16 protein-coding genes and 1 tRNA gene are annotated in these 18307 nt (G+C 71.0%); 10 read left to right on the plus strand and 7 right to left on the minus strand.

Features of this window, described 5'->3' with window-relative positions; translation table 11 throughout:
• Positions 1 to 465 (minus strand): CoA transferase (locus tag CHF15_RS41490; protein ID WP_179280223.1); only part of this gene is annotated, 465 nt, incomplete at its 3' end.
• 187 nt (positions 466 to 652) lie between these two features.
• On the opposite strand from CHF15_RS41490, the gene sucC reads away from it, so the two are divergent.
• From sucC to CHF15_RS41515, 5 genes are all read left to right on the plus strand, one after another.
• Complete coding sequence (gene sucC / locus CHF15_RS41495; protein WP_089229128.1) at positions 653 to 1792, plus strand: ADP-forming succinate--CoA ligase subunit beta; 1140 nt, start codon at positions 653 to 655, stop codon at positions 1790 to 1792.
• Positions 1793 to 1797: 5 nt separating this feature from the next.
• Positions 1798 to 2673 (plus strand): succinate--CoA ligase subunit alpha, encoded by an 876-nt coding sequence (sucD, locus tag CHF15_RS41500; protein ID WP_089229129.1) that lies wholly within the window; start codon positions 1798 to 1800, stop codon positions 2671 to 2673.
• The gene (locus tag CHF15_RS41505; RefSeq protein ID WP_089229130.1) at positions 2670 to 3122 is read left to right on the plus strand and encodes a carbonic anhydrase; all 453 of its coding nucleotides are present in this window, start codon (positions 2670 to 2672) and stop codon (positions 3120 to 3122) included. Before sucD ends, CHF15_RS41505 begins: the two co-directional genes overlap by 4 nt.
• Positions 3119 to 4663, plus strand: a complete 1545-nt coding sequence (locus CHF15_RS41510) for an aldehyde dehydrogenase family protein (protein WP_089229131.1) — start codon at positions 3119 to 3121, stop codon at positions 4661 to 4663. The genes CHF15_RS41505 and CHF15_RS41510 overlap by 4 nt, the downstream gene beginning before the upstream one ends.
• Positions 4664 to 4790: 127 nt before the next feature.
• Positions 4791 to 4875: transfer RNA gene (locus tag CHF15_RS41515), tRNA-Leu, on the plus strand.
• A 338-nt stretch (positions 4876 to 5213) separates the two neighbouring features.
• On the opposite strand, the gene CHF15_RS41520 is transcribed toward CHF15_RS41515, so the two are convergent.
• The 3 genes from CHF15_RS41520 to CHF15_RS41530 all read right to left on the minus strand — a co-directional run bounded on the left by CHF15_RS41520 (position 5214) and on the right by CHF15_RS41530 (position 7647).
• The gene (locus tag CHF15_RS41520) at positions 5214 to 5321 is read right to left on the minus strand and encodes a BBE domain-containing protein (RefSeq protein ID WP_089229132.1); all 108 of its coding nucleotides are present in this window, start codon (positions 5319 to 5321) and stop codon (positions 5214 to 5216) included.
• Between the two features lie 216 nt (positions 5322 to 5537).
• Positions 5538 to 6101: an NADPH-dependent FMN reductase gene (locus tag CHF15_RS41525; RefSeq protein WP_089229133.1), complete on the minus strand. Its 564-nt coding sequence runs from the start codon at positions 6099 to 6101 to the stop codon at positions 5538 to 5540.
• Positions 6102 to 6660: 559 nt separating this feature from the next.
• Positions 6661 to 7647 (minus strand): helix-turn-helix domain-containing protein, encoded by a 987-nt coding sequence (locus tag CHF15_RS41530; protein WP_089229134.1) that lies wholly within the window; start codon positions 7645 to 7647, stop codon positions 6661 to 6663.
• A 725-nt stretch (positions 7648 to 8372) separates the two neighbouring features.
• Between CHF15_RS41530 and CHF15_RS41535 the strand changes: the two genes are divergently transcribed.
• The 4 genes from CHF15_RS41535 (at position 8373) to CHF15_RS41550 (ending at position 14779) form a co-directional block, all read left to right on the plus strand.
• Positions 8373 to 9902, plus strand: a complete 1530-nt coding sequence (locus tag CHF15_RS41535) for a 4-hydroxyphenylacetate 3-hydroxylase N-terminal domain-containing protein (RefSeq protein ID WP_179280224.1) — start codon at positions 8373 to 8375, stop codon at positions 9900 to 9902.
• Positions 9903 to 10109: 207 nt separating this feature from the next.
• Positions 10110 to 13166: a BTAD domain-containing putative transcriptional regulator gene (locus CHF15_RS41540; RefSeq protein ID WP_089229156.1), complete on the plus strand. Its 3057-nt coding sequence runs from the start codon at positions 10110 to 10112 to the stop codon at positions 13164 to 13166.
• 112 nt (positions 13167 to 13278) lie between these two features.
• Positions 13279 to 13818, plus strand: coding sequence for a flavin reductase family protein (locus CHF15_RS41545; RefSeq protein WP_089229136.1), 540 nt, complete (start codon positions 13279 to 13281; stop codon positions 13816 to 13818).
• A gap of 73 nt (positions 13819 to 13891) precedes the next feature.
• The gene (locus CHF15_RS41550; RefSeq protein ID WP_179280225.1) at positions 13892 to 14779 is read left to right on the plus strand and encodes an NAD(P)-dependent oxidoreductase; all 888 of its coding nucleotides are present in this window, start codon (positions 13892 to 13894) and stop codon (positions 14777 to 14779) included.
• Between the two features lie 71 nt (positions 14780 to 14850).
• Here CHF15_RS41550 and CHF15_RS41555 read toward each other — a convergent pair whose 3' ends face one another.
• The 3 genes from CHF15_RS41555 to CHF15_RS41565 all read right to left on the minus strand — a co-directional run bounded on the left by CHF15_RS41555 (position 14851) and on the right by CHF15_RS41565 (position 16792).
• Positions 14851 to 15435, minus strand: a complete 585-nt coding sequence (locus tag CHF15_RS41555) for a carboxymuconolactone decarboxylase family protein (protein WP_179280226.1) — start codon at positions 15433 to 15435, stop codon at positions 14851 to 14853.
• A gap of 5 nt (positions 15436 to 15440) precedes the next feature.
• Positions 15441 to 15815, minus strand: coding sequence for a hypothetical protein (locus CHF15_RS41560; protein WP_143681759.1), 375 nt, complete (start codon positions 15813 to 15815; stop codon positions 15441 to 15443).
• 314 nt (positions 15816 to 16129) lie between these two features.
• Positions 16130 to 16792, minus strand: coding sequence for a TetR/AcrR family transcriptional regulator (locus CHF15_RS41565; RefSeq protein ID WP_089229140.1), 663 nt, complete (start codon positions 16790 to 16792; stop codon positions 16130 to 16132).
• Positions 16793 to 16874: 82 nt separating this feature from the next.
• On the opposite strand from CHF15_RS41565, the gene CHF15_RS41570 reads away from it, so the two are divergent.
• A complete protein-coding gene (locus tag CHF15_RS41570) occupies positions 16875 to 18293 on the plus strand; it encodes an FAD-binding oxidoreductase (protein WP_089229141.1) in 1419 nt (472 codons plus the stop codon).
• Positions 18294 to 18307: the final 14 nt, after the last annotated feature.

Consider the following 18307-nt stretch of genomic DNA (forward strand, 5'->3'; position numbering starts at 1 on the left):
GCCTTCGAAGCCGGTGGTGGCCATCGAGCCGCCCATGGCCTGCGCGACGACCTCGTAGGCCTTGAACGCGGTGTAGGGGCCGTCCCCGAAGCCCTTGATCGAGGCGTACACGATGCGGGGGTTGATCTCCTGGATGCGTTCCCAGGTGAAGCCCATCCGGTCGATCGCGCCGGGGCCGAAGTTCTCGACCATCACGTCGCTGCGGGCGATCAGGTCGGTCAGGATCTCCCGTCCACGCGGGGTCTTGGTGTTCAGCGTGATGCTCCGCTTGTTCGCGTTGAGCATCGTGAAGTACAGGCTGTCCACCCCGGGCACGTCCCGCAGCTGACGCCGGGTGATGTCACCCCCGGGCGCCTCCAGCTTCACCACGTCCGCACCCAGCCACGCCAGCAACTGCGTCGCCGACGGACCCGACTGGACATGCGTCATGTCCAGAACACGAACACCCTCCAAAGCCTTCGTCACAACCAAGGTTCCTTCCGGTCAGGGGGCCCGTGAGCAGGCAGATCGCAAGATTCCGTTCTGCAGTCTGTACATTGCATACAGCCGACGAATACTGTATGCAGACGTTTATCCCGCATCGACGACCCGGTGTCCAGAGGTCTGCACCGGATTATCGTTCGACCCCGAGTCAGGGCAGGTGCGTTTGACGATGGATCTGTTCGAGTACCAAGCACGGGAGCTCTTCGCGCGGCACGGCGTCCCCGTGCTCGACGCCCATGTGGTGGACGACCCCGCCGAGGTCCGCGCCGCGGCCGAACGCCTCGGCGGACAGGTCGTGGTGAAGGCCCAGGTGAAGACCGGCGGCCGTGGCAAGGCCGGCGGCGTGAAGCTCGCCTCCGACCCCGCGGACGCGGAGGACAAGGCCCGCGCCATCCTCGGCATGGACATCAAGGGCCACACGGTCGGCAAGGTCATGCTGACGCCGACCGCCGACATCCAGGACGAGTACTACGTCTCCTTCCTCCTCGACCGTGCCGAGCGCACCTTCCTCGCCATGGCGTCCGCCGAGGGCGGCATGGACATCGAGGAGGTCGCCGCCACCCGGCCGCAGGCCCTGGCCCGCGTCCCCGTCGACGCCACCGAGGGCGTGACCGAGGAGAAGGCCCGGCAGATCGCCGAAGCCGCCGGGCTTCCCGAGGAGACCGTGCCCGTGCTGACCGCGCTGTGGGAGGTCTTCACCGCCGAGGACGCCCTCCTGGTCGAGGTCAACCCGCTGATCCGCACCACGGACGGCCGTGTCCTCGCGCTGGACGGCAAGGTGTCGCTCGACACCAACGCCCGCTTCCGGCACCCCGCCCACGAGGCGTACGAGACCCCCGGTGAGGGCGACCCCCTGGAGGCCGCCGCCCGCGCCAAGGGCCTCAACTACGTCAAGCTCGACGGCACCGTCGGCGTCATCGGCAACGGCGCGGGACTGGTGATGAGCACCCTCGACGTGGTCGCCCACCACGGCGGTGCCCCCGCCAACTTCCTCGACATCGGCGGCGGCGCCTCCGCCCAGGTCATGGCCGACGGGCTCGGCGTCATCCTCTCCGACCCCGACGTCACCTCCGTCCTCGTCAACGTCTTCGGCGGCATCACCGCCTGCGACGCGGTCGCCGACGGCATCGTCCAGGCACTCGGCCTGGTCGAGCTCACCAAGCCCCTCGTCGTCCGCCTCGACGGCAACAACGCCGAGCGCGGCCGGGCCGTGCTCGACGAGGCCGCGGCGTCGCTGGGCCCCCTCGTACAGCGGCTGGACACCATGGACGGCGCGGCCGCGCGGGCCGCCGAGCCCGCAAGGAGCTGATCGCGATGGCCATCTTCCTCGACCGCAACAGCAAGGTGATCGTCCAAGGCATGACCGGCTCGGAGGGCATGAAGCACACCCGCCGCATGCTCGCCTCGGGGACGGACGTCGTCGGCGGCGTCAACCCGCGCAAGGCCGGCACGAGGGTCGAGTTCGACGGGCGCACCGTCCCGGTCTTCGGCTCGGTCAAGGAGGCCGTCGGCATGACCGGCGCCGACGTCAGCGTCGTCTTCGTGCCGCCGCCCTTCGTGCGCGCCGCCGTCGACGAGGCCGTCGACGGCGGGCTCGGGCTCGTCGTCGTCATCACCGAGGGCGTCCCCGTCCACGACACGGTCGCCTTCCGGGCCCGCGCGGTCGCCTCCGGCACCCGCGTCATCGGGCCCAACTGCCCCGGCCTCATCAGCCCCGGACAGTCCAACGCGGGCATCATCCCCGCCGACATCACCACCTCCGGCCGGATCGGCCTGGTGTCCAAGTCCGGCACGCTGACCTACCAGTTGATGTACGAGCTGCGCGACCTCGGCTTCTCCACCGCGGTCGGCATCGGCGGCGACCCCGTCATCGGCACCACCCACATCGACTGCCTGCGCGCCTTCCAGGACGACCCCGAGACCGACCTCATCGTCATGATCGGCGAGATCGGCGGCGACGCCGAGGAACGCGCCGCCTCCTACATCTCCCGCCTGGTCACCAAGCCGGTCGTCGGCTACGTCGCCGGCTTCACCGCGCCCGAGGGCAAGACCATGGGCCACGCCGGCGCCATCGTCTCCGGCTCCTCCGGCACCGCCCAGGCCAAGAAGGAGGCGCTGGAGGCCGCCGGCGTCAAGGTCGGCAGCACCCCGTCGGAGACCGCACGCCTCGTCCGCGGACTGCTGCGGTGACCGCCCCCGCAGGGGCAGCGGCCGTCGAGCAGCTGCTCATCCGCAGATACGACGTGGGTGCGGCGCTCACACCCCTCGACGTCGACAGGAAGGAGGCCCGCACCGGAGTCGCCATCGTCGCGTGCATGGACTCCCGGCTCGGTGTCGAGGCGATGTTCGGGCTGCGGGCGGGCGACGCCGACGTCATCCGCAACGCGGGCGGCTGCGTCACCCCTGACACGCTCCGCTCGCTGCGACTGAGCCAGCTGCGAGGCGGCACCCGCCAGATCGTGCTGGTGCACCACGAGGACTGCGCGGCACTGGGCGACCCCGCCGAGGACCTGCGCGGGTGCATCGCCCGCGTCCGCGACACCACGGAACTGCCCCGCACCGAACTGGTACGGGGATTCCTCTACACCCGTGGCGGTGCGCTGCGCGAGATCCACCCCGAGCGAGCGGAGAACCCGTGACCCTCGCCCTCAAACCCGGGACGGCCTGGACGGACGCCTGGCAGCGGTGTCTTCGGGCCGCCCCGGAAGCGTTCCACGACGACCGCGTCCTCAACCTCTGGGCCGGGGCGTGGCAGGCCGACGGCCGGATCCTGCCGGCCGCCAGCCCCGTCGACGGCACCCCCGTCGGCGGGGCGCCCCGGCTCGACGCGGACACCGCCCGGCGGGCCGTCCGCGCTGCGCTCGACCAGCACCGCGCCTGGCGGGTGATCCCCGTCTCCGAGCGCAGGGCGCGGGTATCGGCCGCCCTGGACGCCCTCAGCGAGCACCGCACGCTGCTCGCCCTCCTCCTGGTCTGGGAGATCGGCAAGCCCTGGCGGCTCGCCCAGGCCGACGTCGACCGTGCCGTCGACGGCGTCCGCTGGTACGTCGGCGAGATCGACGACATGGTCGAGTGGCGCCGCCCGCTGCCCGGCCCGGTCGGCAACGTCGCCGGCTGGAACTACCCGATGAGCGTCCTGGTGCACGCCATGCTCGTACAGGCACTGGCCGGCAACGCCGTCATCGCCAGGACCCCCGCCGACGGCGGCCTGGCCTGCCTCACCCTCGCCTGCGCGCTCATCGCCCGCGAGGACGTACCGGTGACCCTGGTCAGCGGCGGCGACGAGTTCTCCGCGGAGCTGGTGCGGGCCCCGGAGCTGGGCTGCGTCTCCTCCCTCGGCGGCCGGGACACGGGCGTCCGGGCCGCCACCGCCGTGGCCGACCCGGGCAGACGCCATGTCATGGGGCAGGAGGGACTGAACGCCTGGGGCGTGTGGGACTACAGCGACTGGGAGTCCCTCGGCGGCCACATCCGCGGCACCTTCGAGTACGCCAAGCAGCGCTGCACCGCCTACCCCCGCTTCGTCGTGCGGCGCGAGCTCTTCGCCGACTTCCTGTCCGTCTACCTGCCCGCCGTGCGGTCCGTACGGCTCGGGCACCCGCTCGCCGTGGACGACCCCGGGGACGACCTCCCGGAGCTCGACTTCGGGCCGCTGATCAACGCGGCCAAGGCCAAGGAACTCGGCGACCTCGTCTCCGAGGCCGTCGACCGCGGCGCGACACCGCTGCACCGCGGCAGCCTCGCCGACGCCCGCCTCCTGCCCGGCCAGGACACCTCCGCCTACCTGGCGCCGGTCGCCCTGCTGAATCCGCCCCCCACCTCCCCGCTGTACCGGGCGGATCCCTTCGGCCCGGTCGACACGATCGTCCTGGCCGACACCGAGGCGGAACTGCTGGCCGCGATGAACGCCGGCGACGGCGCCCTCGTCGCCACGCTCTCCACCGACGACGAGGACACCTACGCCCGCCTCGCCCCGGAGATCCGCGCCTTCAAGGTCGGCCACAACCGGCCCCGGTCCCGCGGCGACCGAGCCGAGCACTTCGGCGGTCTCGGGGCCTCCTGGCGCGGTGCCTTCGTCGGCGGGGACCTGCTGGTCCGCGCCGTCACCCAGGGCCCCGCGGACGAGCGCCCGCCGGGGAACTTCCCCGGGTACCACCTGATGCCGCCCGAGGCGGCCTAGCCCCGCCGGTGCCGGGGCCCACACGGCCCCGGCACCCCGTGCACCCAGCGGATACGCAGGTGAAACCCACCCCGAATCCTTGGTATCGTTGTGCCTGTCGCCGCGGGGCCAGCCCTGCGGATCACCTGTCCGGGTGGCGGAATGGCAGACGCGCTAGCTTGAGGTGCTAGTGCCCTTTATCGGGCGTGGGGGTTCAAGTCCCCCCTCGGACACAACTGTTGACGATACGGATTCGAGGGCCTCGACCTTGCGGTCGGGGTCCTCTTCCCATGTGCGTGACCGATGGTGTTGCCCAGGGCCCCGTAGAGGATGCGCTGTGTGACGCCCACCGTGAAAGCGGCCGGCCGACGACAGTACGCGCGGCACGGGCTGTCGAGCCCGCGGGCTTCCCGACCGGGCCCGGCTCGGAGCGGTCGGGGTTCAGCGGGGCCGTGCTCGCCCCGGTGCTCGACTGCACGGGTCCGTCCTTACGCGATCGCGTCGGCGAGCCCGCAGAGCGCGTCGACGTCGACGGCGGCATCCGGGTCCCGGTCCCGAAGGCCGTGCCGCGTCAGCCGGGCGGGATGTTGTGGTTCACCCGGAACATGTTGGTCGGGTCGTACGCCTTCTTCGTCGCGGTCAGCCGCCGGTGGCGCTCCGCGCCGTGGACCTCGCTCAACCGCTCGGGGTCGGTGGCCTCCTGGGACGGAGAGGAAGTTGACCATCCCGCGGCTGTCCGCCCAGGGCTCCATCGCTTCCGTCAACACGTCGAGTTCGCCGGTCAGGAACCCGGCCTGTTCCGGCGCGCCCACGCCGAAACCGAAGAGACGGGCAGGCTCGTGGCACCCGGCCGCCGGAGCGCGGCCGGGTGCCGGTCTCACCGGGCAGCGGTTGATCAGGCGTTGGCGCGCAGCGGCTGCATGGCCTTCGACCAGCTGACGAGCTGGTCGAGCATGGCCTCCGCGGTGGGCCGGTGGTGCGGGCCCGGCTTGAAGACGCTGTAGTTCTCGAAGTCGGCCAGGAGGGACAGCGCGACCTGCGCGCGCACCGTGACGATCTGCAGCTCACTGGCGATGAGGCGGAGGTGCTCCACGGCGCGGACGCCACCGTCGGCGCCGTATCCCACGAAGCCCGCGGCCTTGTTGTTCCACTCCGCGTACAGGTAGTCGATGGCGTTCTTCAGGGCGGCCGTGGTCGAGTGGTTGTACTCCGGGGTGACGAACACATAGCCGTCGAACTCGGCGATCCTCGACGCCCACGCCTTGGTGTGGTCGTTCTGGTACTGCCCGAACGACGGGGGAAGCGCCTCGTCGAGGAGCGGCAGCGGGTGGTCCGCCAGGTCCACGAGCTCGAACTCGGCGTCGGAACGCTGCTTTGCGATGTCGAGTATCCAGTCCGCCACGGCGGCGCCGTTGCGCCCCGGGCGGGTGCTGCCGAGGATGATCGCGATCTTGGTCATGTCGTGCCTTTCGTGGGTGCGGCGCACGTCGAGCGCGGAGGCGGTGCCTGGCGCGGGGGTCGAACGTGCTCGGCCACCGGGGAGGGTGCACACGAGGTGGCTTCTCTGGGGGCGTCCGCCCTGGTCGAGTGGCGCAGGCTCGGTGCCGACGTCGTCGGTGGCGACCGTAGAGCGGGTAAATCGGGAAGGCAACCAGAGCGAGATGCCCGATATACCCATCTGTGGTCGCCCGTTGTGGAACGGCCGGCCGCGCCCGTCGGGCACCTGTGGGCCGCCCGTCGCCCGCACGAGAGGGAGGGCCGCGGGAACGCGTCGGGGGCGGTAACACCGGCCGGCGGGCCTGTCGCCGGCTGCCGTTTCACCGTTCGAGGGGGCCGCGCCGCGTCGGCGGTACGTCCCGCCGCCGAGGGGTCCGGTACTCCGGTGGCCGGCTCCCCGGCACCGCGCATCGGACCCGAAACCTTGCACGGGAAGGCAAGTCGGCAGGCGGATCCCTGCACGGGAAGGCAAGACGGCGACCCGCGTGCCGCCTACCTTGGGAGTGCCGGCGAGGTCGCGCTCAGAGCCGGGCGGGTCCGGTTTCGACGGGGAGCGTGCGGCTTCGCCGACGCCACTCGCGGGGGTTCATGCCGTACTCGGCTTTGAAGACGCGGCTGAAATGAGGCGCGCTGGTGAATCCCCACCGGTGCGCGATCGCCTCGACCGTCATGAATTGGTGCACGGGTGATGCCAGTTCCCTCTTGCACTCTTCGAGGCGCTGGGTCCTGATCCAGTCGCCGAGAGCGATACCCGCTCGGGACAGGGTCAGGTAGAGCTGGCGTACGGAAACGTGGTGCGCGGCGGCGATACGTGCGGCAGTCAGGTCGGGTTCTGCCAGATGGACGCGGACGTATTCCTCGACGCGCTGAAGAAGTGTGTGGTGCAAAGGCTCCCGGGCCAGGTCGTCACGGCCGAGGCCCGTGGTGACCACGGCCCTGATCAGGTCGACGCTGGGCTGCGCGAACAGGGCGGCCTCGGTCTCGCCGAGAGCGCCCTGGCTGCGGGCCAGCCGGGCGAAGAACGCCACTGCGGCGCCCACGAGCGGGTGTTCCGAGCCGAGCCGCACGGCCGCGACCTGGCCGAGAAGGGAGGACTGCAGCCCCAGGACGTGCGTGGGAACGCGAACGACGACCGCATGGACGGGGCCCTGGAAGAAGATCTCATAGGGCTTCGCGTTCTCGATCACCGTGATGTCGCCCGCCCGGATCTCGCCCTGGTTGCCCCCCTGGCCGAACCGGGTGACCCCCGCTTCCTGGAGGGCGACGAGAACGTGCGGCACCATGTCCTCTTTCACCGGTGCGGTCGCCCGCCGGAGTCCGGCCACGTTCCAGTCGATTCCCGTGACTTCCACCGAACCCACGGTGTTGATGTTCGCAACGGCCCTCAGGCGGGTGGGGTTCGGAGGGAGATCCACCTCTATTCGGCCGTTCACCGACCGGGAGAGTTCACGGATGGCGTCCGCGCGGTCGCCGGGAGTCAGCGACCTCAGGTCGAACCGAATTGCCATGTGCGCTTTCTCCCTGGCCGATCGCGAGGCAGTCGTTGCCGGACGGGCCTCCACGGTACAGCGGCCAATGGTCCACTTTGCGATCTTCGGTGTGCTGTTCACGTTTTTTTCGCTTGGTCCCGGTTGTCTGTCGCCGAACCCGGGGACCGTCGCCGAAGTTGCGGCATCCGGCAGGAAATGGAAGGAAAACGAATATTCATCTTGACGGCTCGTCGGCCGGCACCGCAGGATGGGGCCAGCAAAACGGAATGTTCGTTCGCGAAGGTGGGGGCATGGGTGGTGTGCGCACCTGGGGGCTTGCGAGGCCGCGGCTCCGGGTTCCGGGAGACGTCTGGGTGCCGTCCGCTGCCGCGGCGCCGGCCCGTCGACCGGCAGGCCGGAGGAACTCGCGATGTCCCGTCGCGGAGCTCCCCGATGACATTGCCGAAGGAGCGTCTTCGCGATTAACGCCCGGCTAACGACTCCTGATTAGGCTCGGGTCATCAACGGCCGAGGCACTTACGACTTCACGGCAGGGCGGGACTTCCTCCATCCGAATCGGGCGGTTCGAATGGCCGGTCGATCACGATACTGATTCTTCGTTTTCCCGCGCGCTGAGGACGGATTCACCAACGGATTCACGGCAATTTCCCGGCGATGTCCTGTCGAGTGGAACTCGAATGACGGCCCGAGAGACAGCAGTCCATGCACGCCGGTGCTTGGGCGAGGGCAGAAGGTGGCATTTGATGCGAACTGGCGACCAGTACTTGGAGTCCCTCAGGGACGGGCGCGTCGTCTGGGTCGGAGGTGATCTGGTCGACGACGTCACGACGCACCCGAAGACCAGGGCGCAGGCCGGGCGGATAGCGCAGTTCTACGACCTGCACCACGAGCCCGAGATGCAGGACGTCATGACCTTCGTCGACGACGACGGTGTGCGCCGCTCGATGATGTGGTTCACGCACACGGACGCCGCGGGGCTGCGCCGCAAGCGCATCTACCTGGAGACCGTGGTCCGGGAACTCGACGGCGGATCGACGGGGCGGACCCCGTGCGCGAACAACTACGGCCTGGTCACCTACGAGGAGGACCCGCAGCCGTGGAGCGACCAGTCGGTGGGCACCGGCGGGCGTGATCTGACCGTGGGGATCAAGGACTTCCTGGAACTCGTGAAGGAGGGCGACCTCAACTGCGCCTTCGCCTTCATCGACCCCCAGGTCGACCGTTCCAAGCAGGCCGCGGCCCAGACCGCGCTGCGCGTCGTGGAGACCCGGGACGACGGCATCGTGGTCAACGGCGTCAAGGCCGTGAGCACCGGTACGCCGTTCGCCGACTACATCCACATCGGTGTCTTCTTCCGTCCGGGAATCGAGAGCGAACAGGTCATCTACGCCGCCTGTCCGGCCAACGCGCCGGGCGTCGCGATGGTCTCCCGCGAGGCGACGGTACGGGACGATCCCGGGAACCACCCGCTGTCCTCGGCCGGCGACGAGCTGGAATGCACCGTCATCTTCGACAACGTGTTCATCCCGTGGGAGCGCGTCTTCCACATCGGCAGCCCCGAGCACGCCTCGCTCTACCCGCAGCGCATCTTCGACTGGGTGCACTACGAGGCGCTCATCCGGACGATGGTCCGCGCCGAACTCATGGCCGGGCTCGCGATGCTGATGACCGAGCACCTCGGTACGTACCAGCTCCCGCCGGTCCAGGCGCGCCTGGCGCGACTCGTCGAGTTCTACCAGACGATCCGGGCCCATGTGATCGCCTCCGAGACGGAGGGGTTCATCTCCCCTGCGGGGCTCTACAAGCCGAACGTCCTTCTCTTCGACTTCGGCCGCTCGTACTACCTGGAGAAGTACGCGGAGATGCGGAACGAGGTGATCGACCTCGCCGGTCGCGCCTCGCTCCTGTTCCCGACCGAGGAGCAGTGGCAGAACCCCGAGCTGCACGAGTGGCTCGCGCCCCTGCAGGCGGGCGCGGTCGGCGAGCCCTACGACCGCATCCGCATCTCGCGTGTCATCCGTGACTTGTTCCTCACCGACTTCGGCGACCGGATCAGCACCTTCGAGCAGTTCAACGGGACGCCGATGCTGGGCACCCGGATGCTCACGATGAAGCGCTCGGAACTGTCGCCCTCGGGGCCGCTCACCCACCTCGCCCGGAAGGTCTGCGGCCTTCCGGAGCCCGAGGCCCCCGAGGTGACTGCCTACACCGAGCAGGCCGAGTACGCCCGGCGCCTCGACGGCGCACGGCTGGAGGGCTCACGGGTCCGCTGAACCGGCGACGGTGCGGCAAGGTTCGCGGCCGCCGCCGGTCGCGAACCGCCGCACCCGGCGGCACCGGCGGACAGCCGGCCCGCATGCGGGCGGGCAGGGCGCCGACGACACACGTGGTTTGGGCAGCGAACGGGACGAGACGGCCCGGTGGACCGGCGGGCGGGCGCCGGCTCCACCGGCACCAAGGATCAGGAGGCGCGACATCCGATGGGTGACTCTGATTCCGACCGGCCGAGCGGCCCGAACACGTCCGGCCGGCAGCACCGCGCGATCATCCGGCGGAAACTGGCGGCGCCGGAGCCGGCGAAGGGCGTCGTCGTCCGCGAGAGGCTCAACCGGCGTCTGCGGGACATGCTGGACCGCCACACCGTGGTGAACGTCTTCGCGACGGCCGGGGCCGGCAAGACCACGGCGGTGGCCCTGGCCGTGAGCGGCCTCGACAGGCCCGTCGCCTGGCTGTCGCTCGACGGCACCGAGCGGGCGGCGGGGCGCCTGCTCGTCTACCTCGAAGCGGCGCTCGAGGGCGTTGTCGCCGACGCCGCCGACGTGGCCTCCGACGCCCTGAGCAGCAGCCTGCACATCGGTGAGGCGGCCGGGCTGCTGGCCGAGAGCCTCCAGGGCAGCGGCCTCATCCTCGTCTGCGACAACGTGGAACGCATCGCCGCCGACGAGAGCTGCGTCGCCGTGCTCTCCTCCTTCGCCCGCTATCTGCCGTCCGGTGTGAACCTCGTACTGATCTCGCGTGTCGACGTCCACCTCGATCCGGGCCCGACGAGCGAACGGGACCGGGTGGGCGAACTGATCGAGAGCGACCTCGCGTTCGACGCCCAGGAAGCCGACGTCGCCCTGCGCACCGTGGGCCACGTCGACGTGCATCCGGCGCGGGCCGTCGCGGCGACGGGGGGCTGGGTGACCGGGGTGCTGTTCGAGGGATGGCGCCATGCGCGCTCCAGCGAGCTGGATCCCGACTCGCTGAGGTCCTACGTCGCGGCGAACGTCTTCAACTCGCTGTCCCCGGTGGAGAGGACCTTCCTCCTGCACACCAGCCTGCTGGCGGAGACATCGGTCGAGAGCGCCCGCGCCATGGGCCAGGAGAACGCGGCGCAGGTCATGGCGGACCTGCGCGTCCGGCATCTCCCGGTGACGTGGTCGCCGGACGGTTCCCGTATGACGCCGCACCCGGTGTTCCGCGACTTCCTGCGGGTCGCCCTGGCCCGGCAGGACGCCGGGACGCTCGCCACGGTCCGTCGCCGGCACGCCGAGCTCCTGATCGCCCGGGGTGAACGCGAGGAGGCCGTCGACGAGTTGCTGCGGCTCGGGGACCTCGACGCGGCCGGGCGGCTGGCCGCCGTGGCCCTTCCCAGCCTCGTGGCGCGGATGGACTTCGAGCCGGCGGCACGCTGGCTCGACGCGCTGGGAGGGTCGGCCCGTACCCCGACCCCGGAGATCGGCTCGGTCATCCTGCGCGTCGCCTTCGCGCTCGAGCAGTGCGACCGCGGAGTGGACCTCGTCGACCGTCACGGCTACGCGTGGCTTCCGGAGCCGGGGGCCCCCGACTTCGAGGAGGCCCACGTCCTGGCCTGCTGGTGTCTTTGGCACTCCGGTCGGATCGAGGAGGCGCGGTCCGTCGCCGACCAGCTGTCACCGGGCCGCAACTGGCTCATCGCGCACACGCTGATCGCGCTGGCCACCGGCGAGGAGCCGCCGCCGTTCCCCGAGTACTCGCCCACGCCGTCCGGTCCGGTCGACGGTCTGCTGATGCGGCTGGCCTTCATGAGGGGCCGCCTCGAAGGGCTCGACGACGTGGGTTCGTTCGACCCGTGGCGGACGATCCTGGGCGGCCCCTGGGTCGTCGCCGCGCTGCGGGCCACCGGACGACTCGACGCCGCGATGTCGATGTTCGAGCCGCGCAGCGGTTCGTCGCAGCCGGTCTGGCTGCACGCCGTCGACGCCGTCGACCTCATGCTGGACCTCGGCCGCGGCGAGGAGGCCTGCGCGTCCATCGAGCGCGGGAGGGGCCTCATCGCGTCGACCGGGTCGAAGGTCTACAAGAACATGAGCCTGCTGGTCGAGGCCAAGCTGCGGCTGCGCCTGGAGGGCGACACACGGCGCGCCGACCGCGTGCTGGCGGAAGCGGCGGCCAACGGCGCCTCGGAGTACGTCCTCACGCGGGAGACCTGGCAGATCTGGTCCGGCCTGTCGATGCTCCTGCAGGAAAAGGACGCCGAGGCCTACGAACTCCTCGCGGAATGCGTCCTGTCCATGCAGAAGGGAGACCGCCACCTGGACCTCCCGACGGCCGCCGTCTACCTGGCCGAGGCGCAGTGGCGTCTCGGCCTCGAGGACCAGTCCGACGCCACCGCCGACCTCGCGATGGCCTCGGCCTCGACGCACGGATCGCAGCACCTGCTGCTGACGGCCCTCACCGACATGCCGTCGGTCGCGGCCAGGGCGGCAGACACCAAGTCCAGCCGCATGTCACCCTGGTACGAGGTCCTGGCGGCCCTGTCGGGCCCGCATCCGGTACGTGTGAACGTGAGCACGCCGCGTCTGGTGCTCGAGGAGTTCGGCGAGCCGGTCCTCACCGTCGACGGGAACACGGCCCAGCCGCGGCTGACCAAGAGCGTCGAGCTCCTCAGCTACCTCCTCGGGAGACCCGACCGCAGGGCCACGCGCGAGGAGCTCCTCGGGGCGCTCTTCGGCGGCCGCAACGACGCCGCCGGCCGCAACTACCTGAGGCAGGCCCTCTACCGCCTTCGCGAGGTCCTGCCCGACGACCTGGGTCCGAGGCAGGACGGCGACGTCTTCCGGATGCCCGGACCCGCGGTCGCCATGGGCTCGGCGCAACGCGCGGCCGACCTCATCGCCCAGGCCGGCAGGCAGGACGGGGAGATCCGCCTCCAGACGCTGGCGCACGCCCTCAGCAGCGCCGAGAGGGGGCCGTACCTCGCGACGGTCTCCGGCGCGTGGGTCGCCGAGCGCCGCGTGCTCCTCGCCGAGACCTTCCTGTCGGCGCGGGTCGACGCGGCCAAGCTCGCCTACCGGATGAACCGCTACCGCCAGGCGAAGGGACTGGTCGACTACGTGCTCCGCGAGGACCCGTACCGCGAGCAGGCCTGGCGGCTGGCCATCCAGCTGGCGCACGCCAGCGGCAGCGACGACGCCGTGCTGGCCCTCTACCAGCGGTACGCGGTGCGTATGCGGGAGCTCGGCGTACCGCCGTCCGACGAGGTCCGCCGCCTGGTCGCGCAACTGCGGCGATAGGCCCGCGCGGCCGCGCGGACAGGCGCGCCGGTGAACACCTCGTCAGCCACACCCGGGCCGCCTGGGCACAGGCGGTGTTCAAGCCATCTCGTCACACGCAACGGAGGGCACCATGGGTACGTCGACCGCGCAGGACATGTCCGTCGTCTACCGCGGGGCAATGTCGCGGTTCTCGACCGGCGTCACGATCGTGACGACCAGGACGCCGAACGGCCCGGCGGGGATGACGGCCAGCGCCGTCGCGTCCGTCTCGCTTGATCCGCTCATGCTCCTGGTGTGTGTCGGGAACACCCTTGCGACGCGGGACGCGATCTCCGGCTCCGGGGTCTTCGCGGTCAGTGTCCTGGCACGGGGACAGGAGCACCACGCGTTGCGGTTCGCCAGCCGGTGCGACGACAAGTTCGCCGGCATGGGCCTGCGGGCCGACCACGAGCTCCCCGTCGTGGACGGCGCGGTCGCCTACTTCGCCTGCGAGGTGCAGGAGGAGGTCGCGGGCGGAGACCACACGATCTTCATCGGGAAGGTGGTCAGCTGCGGCTACGAGGCCGACTCCGACCCGCTGGTGTACTTCGCCGGGAGATTCGGCAGCCTCTGCGATCCCCGCTCCCACGCGCAGCTCGCCTTCGACTGGCAGCTCTCCGCGTCGATATAGCGAGCCCTCACCCGGCGCCGGGTGAGTTCGACAACCCCCCTGCGCATGTCGCGCACCGTCTCAGGAGATGAACGTGAACGTATCCGTGCTGGGTCTCGGTCAGATGGGATCCGCCATAGCCGAACGACTCATCGGCGCAGGCCACGAGGTGAGTGTCTGGAACCGCTCGAAGGGCAGGGCGGACGGCCTGGTGGCACTGGGCGCGACCGAGCTCGACGCCCCCGCCGAAGCGTGGGACCGGTCGGAGGTGTGCATCACGATGGTCGCGGACTCCCGCGCCCTGGCCGACGTCGCGCTCGCGCCCGATGGCGGGCTCGTCCACGCCGCGTCCGGCAAGGGACGGGTCCTCGTCGACATGAGCACCGTCTCCGTGGAGGTGTCCCGCGACGTGGCGGCCGGAGCCGAGGCCGCCGGCATCGGCTACCTGCGCGCTCCGGTGAGCGGGAACCCCGGTGTCGTGCGTGCCGGGAACCTGACGGTCATCGCGTCGGGCGAGGACGCCGTCTTCTCGTCCGTGGAGGGCCTGCTGCGCGACATCGGCCCCCACGTGTTCCACAGCGGCGAAGGGGACGCCGCCCGCGTCATCAAGCTGGCCCTCAACCTCATGGTCGCCGGGACGGCCGAACTCCTCGCCGAGTGCGTCGCGCTGGCCGAGGCCCATGGAGTGCAACGGGACAGGCTCCTGGAGGTCGTCGGTGCCTCGGCGGTCGCGTCGCCGCTGGTGAAGTACAAGATCGGGCCGCTGCTGGCGGACGACTACACGTCGACGTTCAGCTCGCGGCTCATGCGCAAGGACCTGGACCTGGCCCTCGACGCCGCGGCGGCCGGCGGGGTTCCGCTGCCGGTCACCGGCGTCGTGCAGCAGCTGCTCCAGGCGTGCATCTCGACCGGCCTGGGCGAACGGGACTTCATGTCCCTCCTCGTGCGGCTGCAGCGCGAGGCCGGGCAGATCCCCGGCTGACCGTCCCACCGCCGCCCCGCGCGTGAGGCCGGCCGGACTCCCGTCCGGCCGGCCTCGGATCCCGCGCGGTCTCAGAGTCGGGCCGCCACGGCCGCGGGCGGCTCGGGCATGTCGAGCTCGAAGGCCATGACACGGTGGAAGCGCGACAGGGCGTTCCACAGGCTGATGGACATCACGAGCTCCACGAGTTGCGCCGCGTCGAACACCCGCTGCGCCTCGTCGCGGACATCCGCCGGGACGCCGGTGAGGCCGCTCTCCACCGGGACGCCCGGAAGGGCGACCGTCATCTCCTCGGCCAGCCGGAGCGCCAGCCGCTCCTGTTCGGTGAAGCCCCCGAGCTCGCCGTCCGCGACGGCCGCCAGCTCGTCGGCCGACACCCCCTTGGCGAGCGCCGACGCGCAGCGGTGACTCGTCGTGTAGCGGCAGTGGTTGAGCACGGAGACGCGCACGGCGACCAGTTCCTTCACACGCCCGTCCAGCGCGCCCGGTCCGTTGACCTGCCTCAGGAAGGGAAGGTAGGCGGCGAGCAGGCCGGGGCTGTTCCCGATGCCCGCCCAGGTGTTCAGTACTTCGCCGTACGCACTCATCCCCTGGGCGAGCGCGGGTTGGTCGGCCGAGGAGAACTCGGCGGAAGTGAGCAGTGGCACCAGTGACATGCGCATTACCTTTCGAGGAATCCCGGCTGGAGGCAGCCGGCTTGGGGTGAGGGTGAGGCGGGCTCCGGGGGAGTGGCGCAGGCCAGGGGCGGGGCCGGGCGGGGGGTCGGGGTGCCGGCGCGTCGCAGGCCGATCGTGATCCCCATCGTCGCGTTGAGCCACGGCACGAGGAAGGTCAGTGCCGTGCGAGCGGCGAGTACCCAGGTGAACGGGCCGTCCCTGACCTGCGAGTACAGGTTCACCATGAACAGGGTCGAGCCGACGACCAGGGCGGCGGTGGTCGTCTGCGCCATGGCCCTGCCCCGTACGGCACCGCGCAGCGCCGCGCTCCACGCGACAGGGGGAGTTGCGGCTTGGGGGTCCTGCTCGGGCTGGCTCATGGTGTCCTCAGGTGCTCTGGACGTCACGTCGCGGACCGCGGCGGGTTCCCGGGGCGGGGCTCTCACCGACCGCCCGCGGGGGGAGGCGGCGCATCGACGTCCCGACGGGGACCGGCGCTCGGCCGGGCACGCGCGCCGGGCGCGCGGTTCGGCCCAAGGCGCCCTGTACGTCACATCTGTGGCGCCCGGTCACGGCGGCGCTCTCCTGGATCGCTCACTCTCCACCCTGACAGGAGATGGATCCAAATTCAACCGCCTGACGGCAAATCGTGGCCCCTGAGGGTCTGAATGGATCCGAAACGGCCCCGGCTGGCTCAGAGACCGAAGCGCGTACGGAAGAACCGGTCCAGGTCGCGCCGGTCGGCACCCGGTGACGGCAGCGACTCCCCGCCGGGGGAGCGCAGCCCGTCGATGAACACCCCGAGCTGGCGGCCCGCCAGATCCGCCGAGGGGTTGCCGCCGCTCTCCTCCGGGATGCGGGCCGGCATCGAGTTCAGCATCAGGACGAGGTCGAACACGGTCACGTCCCGGCGCAGGCTCCCGGCGTCCTGGGCCCGCGTCACCACGTCCGCGAAGCCGGCCAGCAGGGCCTCCCGGGCCGCGACGAGTTCGGGCCCCGGCTCCGTCGTCCGCCGCCGGCTGACGGGGAACAGCTGGCTGCTGCGGGCCTGGGCGATGTACCGCACCACCCGTGTGAAGACCGTCCAGGGATCGGGCTCGGCCCTTGAGAGGTGTTCGATCTCGGCGGACGTCTCCGTCATGACGTCGATCGCCACCCGTTCGACCAGGGCGTTCTTGCTCGGGAAGTGACGGTAGACGGTGCCCATGCCCACTCCCGAGCGGCGGGCGACCGCCTCGATGGACACCTCGTAACCGCGGTCGGCGAAGACCTCCCTGGCGGCTTGCAGGATCAGGCGGACGTTCTCGCGTGCGTCGGCGCGCTGCGGCCGATCGCCAGGGGGTGTCAACGGGCTCATTTGCCACCGATGTTACTGTCCTGTCGACGCAAGCGGAAATTGAATTTCCGGTTACCTGTGCGTCCCTGACACAGGAGGCCTCATGAGCGTGTCGACACAATCCCGCTCCCACTCCGACTTCCCCAGCGACTTCCGCGGCGCGGTGCTCCGCCCCACCGACGACGGGTACGACGCGGCGCGCGCGCTGTACCAGGGCCGTGCCGCCGACCACGGCCCCGCGCTGATCGCACGGTGCGCCGACGAGGAGGACGTCGCGACCGCCATGCGCTACGCCTGCGCCCACGGCATCCCGGTGGCCGTGCGCAGCGGCGGGCACGGATCCGACGGCTATGCGATGCCCGGCGGCGCACTGGTCGTCGACCTGTCGGCGATGCGGACGGTCACCGTCGACCCGGAGACCCGCGTGGTCCGGGCCCAACCGGGCGTCACCCTCGGCGAGATGGACGCGGCCGCACAGCGGCACGGCCTGGCCGTACCCGCCGGGACGGTCAGCAGCACCGGCGTCGCCGGACTGACCCTGGGCGGCGGCATCGGCTACCTGATGCGCCGCTACGGCGCCACCGTCGACAATCTGCTGGGCTGCGACGTGATCACCGTGGACGGCCGCAAGGTCCGCGCCGACCCGGCCGAGAACCCCGACCTGTTCTGGGCGCTGCGCGGCGGGGGCGGCAACTTCGGGGTCGTCACCTCGCTGGAGTACCGGGCGCACCCGGTCGGCCCCGAGGTCGTCGCCGGACAGCTGATCTTCCCGCTCGACCAGGCCGCCGACGTCCTCGGCAAGCTCTCGGCACACCTGGCCACAGCCCCGAGGGAACTGGGACTGCTGGTCGCGATCGCCCCCGCTCCCCCTCTGCCGATGCTGCCCAGGGAGGTGCACGGGAAGCCGGTGCTGATCCTCGTCGTCGTCTACACCGGGGAGCCCGCCGCCGCCCCTGCGGTCGTCGGGCCGCTCGCCGCGGCCGGACGGCCGCTCGCCGACCTGGTCGGGACGACGACATGGGTCCGGGCGAACAGCATGCTCGACGCCGTCGCCCCCTACGGCATGCGCATGAACCTGCGGGGCGGATATCTGCCGGCGCTGTCCGCCGACGCCGTCGACGTGCTCCTGGAGTACGTCGCCACCCTGCCGTCGAAGCCCGGCGACATCTACTCGATCAACCTGTCGTTCATGGGCGGCGCGATATCCGAGGACCGCGACGAGGACTCCATGGCCTTCTCCCGTGAGGGTGCCGCCTGGCTGTGGGAGGCCATCTGCAAGTGGGACGTACCCGGGCGCGACGCGGAGTACGACGCTTGGGCGACCGCCCTCACCGAGGCGATGCGGCCGCACGCCCTGACGAACGGCTACGCCAACCTCAGCGACGACCTCGGCGAGGAGTGGCGGCGCGGGGTGCACGGCAGCGAGGCCAAGCACCGGCGGCTGCGTGCGGTCAAGGCCGCCTGGGACCCGCAGAACCTGCTGCGGTTCAACAAGAACATCGCTCCTGAGGCGACCGGCTGACCATACGACGGCCG

The sequence above is a fragment of the Actinacidiphila glaucinigra genome (assembly GCF_900188405.1).
Taxonomy (GTDB): Bacteria; Actinomycetota; Actinomycetes; order Streptomycetales; family Streptomycetaceae; genus Actinacidiphila; species Actinacidiphila glaucinigra.